The organism is Paucilactobacillus kaifaensis, from assembly GCF_005405145.1.
Taxonomy (GTDB): Bacteria; Bacillota; Bacilli; order Lactobacillales; family Lactobacillaceae; genus Paucilactobacillus; species Paucilactobacillus kaifaensis.
Window position 1 is genome coordinate 58,065 of record NZ_BJDM01000009.1, and the last position, 8,198, is coordinate 66,262.

Sequence of the window (8,198 nt, forward strand, 5' to 3'; positions counted from 1 at the left end):
TATGCACAAAGAGGTATCGGAAGTGTTTTCCGATACCTCTTTGTGTTAACCAAATTTTTGTGTTTCTCTGTTAAACAATACTTTATTTTGCTTGAGTTTTATCTCACTACCATCAGACAGATTAATATATTTTTGTGGATAGGGTGCAAAGCTTTCGATTTCATACAAAGTGGCACTCTTTGCTGTGGCCTTGCCATTCACAACCTGGACTTCACCGTCACGCTCATAAATATAAGTTTCTTGACCAAAACCATTGAGGTAAGCTACCAGCTCTTCTCCCATATCCCAATCATCTTCACCTGTATACCCATCCGGAAACAGTTTTGAAAAAATACCGCCGTCGGCAGCAAAGATTGATTGGCCAAACCGATTTCTGGAGAGATCAGGGCGATTAAGATTTGGCCCAGCGATACTATAAGTAGATGCCGCCTCACCTGGTTTCAGATGACGATCCGTTGCAGTTGCATTCGAATCATACATATAAAGTACTGCAACCGTGCCACGATAAGCTGCTTCCACCAGTTTTGCGTCTTTTAATTCACGACCCGCGATTAATGCTGAAGCTGCGGTTACACCACCCCATAATGAATGAATCATATATGATAATGCTTCCCACCAGCGGTCTGGGCTCTGAGCACGAAAGTCATTACTAAACCCAATGTTTGCTTTCAGCAGTTCGCCATAAATTTTTGCAGCATCTTTTTGGCCGGCTAAGGCCAATGCTCCCGCAGCCGGCCCGAAACCAGCATTATCAAAAAAGTGTTCGGTCATTGCAGCAGATAGTTGCTTGCTTTGTGCCGCAATTCGAGTAGTGGCAGCTTGCCAAGACGCTGATATTTCTTCATACTCACTTTCGAGATTATTTTTCTTCAAATCTTGCAGTAAATCATCGATATATAAGAAATATTGCCCTAACATTTGGGCTTCCGATTTACCTCGCTCATTATCATGAAAATCAGGATTAACGCGGACATCAAATACCTGTGCGGCCCAAATCAAGTAGTCTTTGGGTGAGTACAATTGCAGATGTTTTTGATCACACTGTGACAACAAGTAGAATAGATGCGCAATGTACTCTAAATCCATTACCCGATAAAATTCACCATATAACTTACGTGGTTGCTTAAAGTCACCATCGACAAACCATCTAGGCCGCACGTACTTAACCGCACTCTCCTCAACCTGCCTAATTTTATCAGCAATGTTTTCTGTTTGCGGATCCAACAAGCACTCTTGAATAACAAACGTCATTTTTCCTAATGATTCGCCCTGATTTGAAACCGGGCCAAAACTATATGGTTGTTTGCCAGTGGGTCCAGTATATGAATGGCTGGAAATGTAATCAGCCCGATTGCGTAATAACTGTTTAACCGAATTTAATTTATTGAACACCAGCATATCTTGTTTGCCATCTTTAAAAGTAATGACAACTTGATGTTCACCATAATGACTGACTTCGTATTCAAGTCGACCATGTAATACTTGGGCTGTTAAGTTACGTTCAACCACTTTTCCAGCTACAAAACAGCGATCACACACTGAAGCAATATTTTTAATATTATCAGCATCTATTTGAATAACTTGTGGTTGCTTGGCTGTCACCATCGGTAGTGATTTAATTATCGGATGTCCTAATGATTTAGCTACTTCATAAAAATTACTTTGATCACTAAAAGGTGCGATACAAAATCCCCATTCTCTAGTCTCATCTGCATCTAAATTAATCCCCGCTTGTGAATAAATCCAATCATGCTTTGGCCCATTAGTTTGCGGATAGCCACCTGCTAAAATAATTTGATGAAACAACATGCCATCGAGTGAGGGCGAAACATTTTCAAAAAAGCGATTGCTGTATTCATTATAAGTACCAACTGACATTACTTGGCCCTTAGTTTGATAAAGCCCCATATTGGGAGCCGTGTTATCCCGTCTCACTGCGGCCAACTTGGTAAAATTAGTTGAGATAGATGGAAACACTGCCGTGGACTGATTCGCATTGCGATGAACATTTTTATCCCGATACATTACATATGCAAGGCTGGCCCAAACACCCAGATTTTCAATTTTGATATTTTTCCCTGTATTATTTATTAGTTCAATATTCCAAGTAAATCCGATTTCATTCGTTGAATATTTGAGCAGAAACTGAACTTTTTGGATCTCAAAAATCACCGTATTTTCCTGATCAGTATGTTTAACTTGTGGCTGATAATCAATACTATTGTAAGTTTTACCATCAATCGTCACTGTGAACTCACCAAATAATTTATCATCATCGTGATAGTTCACTGTGGCTAAATAATCTGGATCGATTAACCAATTCATATGGCTTTTATCACTTTTTAAACTAAGCAGTGTCAAAGCACCACGTTCATTTTGTTTCACTGAAAATAAATTTGAATTCATAATTTAAATCCTTTCTGACAGTCGTAGTTATAATAATATAGCAATAATTATAACCGCTTTCATTTTTGAATGAATGCAATTAGTCACCCAACATTTATAAAAACCAACACAGATCATATTTTCTTTTGTTTGCGAAAAATTTGTGGTGCTAGACCCTTATACTTTTTAAATGACGTTGAAAAATAGTATACATTTTGAAAACCGACGCTATCTGCAATTTCTGATATTGTAAGGTTCGTATTTAATAGCCTTTTTTCCGCTTCTTCCATCCTGTATCTAACTAAAAATTCTGCGGGTGTCAAACCAATCGTTTGCTTAAGCGCTCGTGAAATATAGTTGGGATGAAAATGGAAGACTGCACTCAAATCCTCATTAGTAATTTTTTGGCTGAAATTATCTCGCAAATACCGTTGCAATTTTCCAGACAGTTCACTTAGCTTAGTTTCTTCTTTCGAATGAACCTGAATAGCTTGCAAAACATCAATAAATAATTGTTGCGAACGCCAAAAACCAAATTTTTGCGGATCTGTGCTTTCAGCAAAAATTTGACTGACTGTATTTAAGAGTCGCTTGGTGTCAGTCAGTTTGGCATGTTTTAATAAGTGTAACGTCATCGTTGGCGTGAAATAATGCAATGTTGGGACTTCTATTAATGACTGCATTGAAATTGGACTAGCCCCTTGTGACCATTTACCGGATACGAAAAAATGGAGCCAGTAATAGGTCGTTTTTTCTTCAATTGGTTTCCACGAATAATGATGATGTTGCGGTTGTAAAATAAACATTTCACCTTTCCTGACAGTATAATTATTTCCATCCTCAGCAATAAATAGGGTACCTTCCGTCATAAACATCAATACAAAGTATTGCAAGTTTGTTCGATTAGGATGACGGTCACCTGAATTAAATGTTACCTTGTTTCCTTCAATAAATGTAGGCAGCGGTAAACACGAAATAGATATATATTCTTTCAATTTTAAACACCCCAACTCCATTGATGATTTTCTTCTAGAATAAGCCAATTATTATTTAATTTGCAATTACGTGTGTTTAATTTTATAAACTTTCTGTTATTCATTAGATTCTAAAAAATGATGAAATGCATTAAATTAGGATATGAAAGCGGATTAGCTTTTAATTGTTGGTATTTTAGGTTATTTTTTTAAGGGTTAATGTAATCGTTTTCAAAAATCTTTACTAAATTCCTAAAATCTAGTCAAATTAATGAATGGAGGTTTTACCGTGACTAGTAAAGTTGCAGATGCTTTAAAGAACAATACCAAGGTACCATTTCACCGCATGTTGGCCTATGCCAGCACTGATACTGCAGGTAATTTACTCTACACTACCGTTACTACTTTTATTTTATACTATTATACTGACGTTTTCGGAATAACGGTTGCCGCTGCTGGAACAATTCTATTGGCAGCAAGAATCTTAGACGCCTTCGATGCACCTATTTGGGGGTTTATTATTGACCATACACATACCAAATGGGGGCAAAGCCGGCCCTACTTTCTCTGGATGGCCTTTCCGTTTGCTATCTTCTTTATTTTAATGTTCTGGTCGCCAAATTTAAGTAACACCGGTAAGTTTTGGTGGGCCTTATTAACATACTTAGTATTCGGTATTTCCTACACAGGAGTCGGCACACCAATCAGTTCAATTTTGCCTAACCTCACTAATAATTCTGACGAGCGAATAAAGTTAAATAGTACTCGTATGATTGGTGGAAATATAGGTTTCTTTATTACTGCAACATTTACATTAAGCTTTGTTGCCATTCTTGGTGGTGGCAATGACGTTAATGGATGGCGCAATACCGCTATTATTTTAGCAATTATTGGATTTGCATTATTAATGTTTGCGTTTACGGATACCCGTGAAATTAATACTCAATCACAAAAATCTTTACCAATCAAATCATCTATTAAGGCCGCTAAAAGTAATTGGCCATGGTTCATTTTAGTGATTGTTTTTGTCTTTTACTGGTTAGGAAATGCTTCTAGAACGTCTGTGTTAGTTTATTACACTCAGTATAATTTAGGTCACAAAGGATTTGCTTCTGTTTTGAATGCCCTTGTAATGTTTCAAATTATCGGAATGTTATTAATTCCATTTTTAGTAAAAAAATTCAAGAAATCTCACGTCCTAATTTTTGGAATGTGTCTTGCTGCAGCTGGTCAAATAATTATTTCATTTACGGGAACCTCGCTTATCGCGTTAGCAATTGCCTGGAGCATTGCCTCAATTGGGACCGGGATTTCAGTCTCAATGCCATTTGCTATGTTATCTGATACCGTCGATTACGGCGAATGGAAAAATGGAATTCGGGCGAGTGGATTTTTAACAGCAATTGGTAGTTCTTTTGCCATCAAAATTGGTTCTGGCCTAGGCGGCTGGGCACCAGCTGTAATTTTGAATCATGCAGGCTACAAAGCTGGTGTAACGCAAACCGTCTCCTCATTATCAGCAATTAAATTTAGTTTTAGCTATTTGCCCGCCATATTCTTTGTGATTGGTGCCATCATTATGGTGCTGTACGTAAAATATGAAGGTAAAGAAGAAGTGATTAAGTCGGATCTAGTTAATCGCAGAGGCTCCATAACAGAAGATTAGTAAGGAGGAATACAATTTGAATGGTTATCTAAAAGTTGATAAAGATGATGTCATTGCAGTGATTGATGAAAGAATTTACGGTTCCTTCATCGAACAATTGGGACGTGCCGTCTATACCGGCATTTATCAACCTGATCATCCCAGTGCCGATAGTGATGGCTTCAGGCAAGATGTGATCGAGGCAATTAATAAGTTAAATGTGCCCTTAATAAGATATCCTGGTGGTAACTTTCTATCACAGTATCGCTGGGAAGATGGTATTGGGCCCAAGGAAGATCGTCCAACTAGACTTGATCTTGCCTGGCGAGAAATCGAAACCAATCAGTTTGGTCTTCATGAATTCATGAAATGGTCACAAAAAGTGGGTGCTAAACCTAATATGGCAGTTAATTTAGGTACTCGAGGCATTCAGGCAGCTGCAGATTTAGTCGAATATTGTAATTTCCCAGGTGGCACATATTTAAGTGACCTGCGCCAAAAATATGGCGCTAAACAACCATTTAAGATTAAAACCTGGTGTCTTGGTAATGAAATGGATGGCCCTTGGGAGATTGGAGCCAAAACTGCCAGTGAGTATGCCCACCTTGCAAATGAAACCGCCAAAGCAATGCGACGAGTGGATGACACCATTGAATTAGTTGCATGCGGCAGCTCTTCAATGGATAACCCAACCTTTGGTGATTGGGAAGAAACTGTTTTGGATGAGTGCTACGACAACATTGATTATCTTTCACTCCATCGTTATTACGGCTTTTACAATGATGATGATCCAACCGAACTAGATAATTTTCTGGGAAAAAATGTTGACCTTGACCAGTTCATCAAAGGGGTCGTTGCCATGTGTGATGCTGTAAAAGCACGTAAACGATCGAATAAAACAATTAATTTGTCATTTGATGAATGGAATGTATGGTATCACTCAAATGATGCTGATACTAAGGTCACCCCATGGCAAGTTGGCCCCCATCTATTGGAAGATGTTTATAATTTTGAAGATGCTTTACTAGTGGGCAGCTTGTTAATTACATTACTGAAAAACTCTGATCGAGTAAAAATTGGATGTCTAGCTCAACTAGTTAATGTGATTGCACCAATTATGACAGATACCAATGGTGATGTTTGGCTCCAATCAATCTTTTACCCATTTATGCAAGTTTCAAATTACGGAACTGGTGTTGCATTGACTCCACATGTTGATGTACCAACGTACAGTTCAAGAGAATTCGATTCAGTGCCTTATTTAGACACAATCACAACTTACAGCAAGGACGCACATTCTCTCACAATCTTTGCCGAAAATAAAAATCAGCACGAAGAGATTAATTTTAAGGCCGATTTAAACAATTTTAAATGTGACCAGATAATCGAAGCCACTCAATTTTATGGTTATCAACCAAAGGAAACTAATAAAGATGGTCAAATGGAACTAAAACCATTAATCAAGGTAAAATTAGACGATAACCAAGTAACGGCAAAACTACAACCGCTTTCTTGGAATATGATTCGAATCTCAGTTAAGTAATTACCTAATAAGGAGCTCGCACACAAACGTGCACGGCTCCTTATTTTAGTCTGATAATAATATTATTTTTTATTTGCTCTGCTCTTACCATCATGTGCCAGACTGATATATGTTAATATCACTAAAACTGCCGCACCTAAAATGGTAGTTAAATTATTGGGGATTTGGTGATCTGCTACCTTCCATGCTAGGAAAATAAATATTATCTGCAGGACCCACGAAATAAGTGATTGACCTGCAAATATTTTAGTGAAAAAATTCATTATTCGGCTCTCCTTTTCTGTTTAACTACGTACATCACCATTCTCCGGAATATAATCAATTGAATCCTCAATCCTTTTAGGAACTGGAATTTGTGGATCAACATGCGGGTTATTGTGATGAATCATATTGTACGAATGACGATAAGCTGATGGTGACAGTCCCGTTTCACTTTTAAACTTGCGCGTAAAGATTTTGGGATCACCAAAGTACGATTCAGTTGTAATTTGCTTAATCGGCATTTCAGTTCTAACCAATAATAATGATGCAACCTCAATTTTCAAATGATTCAGATACTGCAATGTTGTCATGCCCGTATACTTTTTGAACAACCGGGTTAAATAGTCTGGATTTAAATGCACGTTTTCCGCAATCTCCGCGACTGTCAATGTCGCAGAAATATTGGCACGAATCCATTCTTTAATATAGTTAATTTTAGAACGGTCATCTGGATCATGTTGGCTAGCAAATGCTTTGAATAAATAAATTATTAGTGCCGAAGTGAGATAGTCACGTTCATCAATATAAGCAATATCATCGTGAACCGACAAAATTTGATGAACCAATACTAGAATTTGCATATCGTCTTGTAATTTGAAGTGCATGGGAAGTGTAATTTGCCGTTGCTCAGAAGATTTGGTTTTAATGTTTAAAATAATCTGATCGGCCTCACCGGTAATGACCCGTTCCTTATACTGTGAAAAATAATGCAGCCAATAAAAATCAATGCCCTCTTTACTATCTTGGCACCCCTCGAAATGCGTGAATGGTGGCAGGACCAAAACATCATGTTCTAATAAACAAAACCGTTCCTGTTCCACCTTAATGTAAATGGGACCTTTAACACAAATAATAATTTCATAATCTCCCTTATGAAACATTGCTTTGTGCCGCCAAGGCCGTTTAGAAACAAATTCTCCCCCCTTGTAAAATAAAATACTTTTATCGAGTGTAAACGTAAAGAAACGCAAAAGAAACACCGCCTTTTCTTTGTGTCGGAAATAGCAACCAAATATTATAAAACACGCCTATCAAATTAAATCGGAAATGGCAACTAAAGGTGTTAAAACGGTTACATTGATACTGCTTTAACTCACAATTAGTCGGAAATGATAACTACATATCAGATTATAGCTCTTTTTAAGTTGTTTGAAAACGATTACTATTACATTGTAAATTAATGATCAATCAGTATTTAGAACGAAGAAGTTAAGCACAAACATTTTGCAATTTTTTATTTTTTCGTTTGTAAAGAATGTAATCGCTTTATCTATTGACTTGTTTATTAGTTAAATTATACTTTGGAGGTCTTAGATTATGAGTTCAAATGCAAATCATACCGATCATAATGTCGCTGCTGCACAAGCAATGCTGGATAATGATCGGCTAC

At 37.3% G+C, this 8,198-nt stretch carries 6 protein-coding genes; 2 read left to right on the forward strand and 4 right to left on the reverse strand.

Annotated elements, in window-relative coordinates:
• Positions 1-45 precede the first annotated feature (45 nt).
• Together FFM51_RS05355 and FFM51_RS05360 are read right to left on the reverse strand one after the other, a co-directional pair.
• Positions 46-2,406, reverse strand: coding sequence for a hypothetical protein (locus FFM51_RS05355; RefSeq protein ID WP_137597611.1), 2,361 nt, complete (start codon positions 2,404-2,406; stop codon positions 46-48).
• 113 nt (positions 2,407-2,519) lie between these two features.
• Entirely contained in the window at positions 2,520-3,380 is an 861-nt protein-coding gene (locus tag FFM51_RS05360; protein ID WP_223875898.1) for a helix-turn-helix domain-containing protein, read from the reverse strand.
• A gap of 268 nt (positions 3,381-3,648) precedes the next feature.
• Between FFM51_RS05360 and FFM51_RS05365 the strand changes: the two genes are divergently transcribed.
• On the forward strand, positions 3,649-5,025 hold the full coding sequence (locus FFM51_RS05365; RefSeq protein WP_137597613.1) for a glycoside-pentoside-hexuronide (GPH):cation symporter: 1,377 nt from the start codon (positions 3,649-3,651) through the stop codon (positions 5,023-5,025).
• A gap of 16 nt (positions 5,026-5,041) precedes the next feature.
• The gene (arfA, locus tag FFM51_RS05370; RefSeq protein ID WP_137597614.1) at positions 5,042-6,547 is read left to right on the forward strand and encodes an arabinosylfuranosidase ArfA; all 1,506 of its coding nucleotides are present in this window, start codon (positions 5,042-5,044) and stop codon (positions 6,545-6,547) included.
• Positions 6,548-6,609: 62 nt separating this feature from the next.
• Here arfA and FFM51_RS05375 read toward each other — a convergent pair whose 3' ends face one another.
• Positions 6,610-6,810: a hypothetical protein gene (locus tag FFM51_RS05375; protein ID WP_137597615.1), complete on the reverse strand. Its 201-nt coding sequence runs from the start codon at positions 6,808-6,810 to the stop codon at positions 6,610-6,612.
• A 21-nt stretch (positions 6,811-6,831) separates the two neighbouring features.
• Entirely contained in the window at positions 6,832-7,689 is an 858-nt protein-coding gene (locus FFM51_RS05380) for an AraC family transcriptional regulator (protein ID WP_307722380.1), read from the reverse strand.
• Positions 7,690-8,198 lie beyond the last annotated feature (509 nt).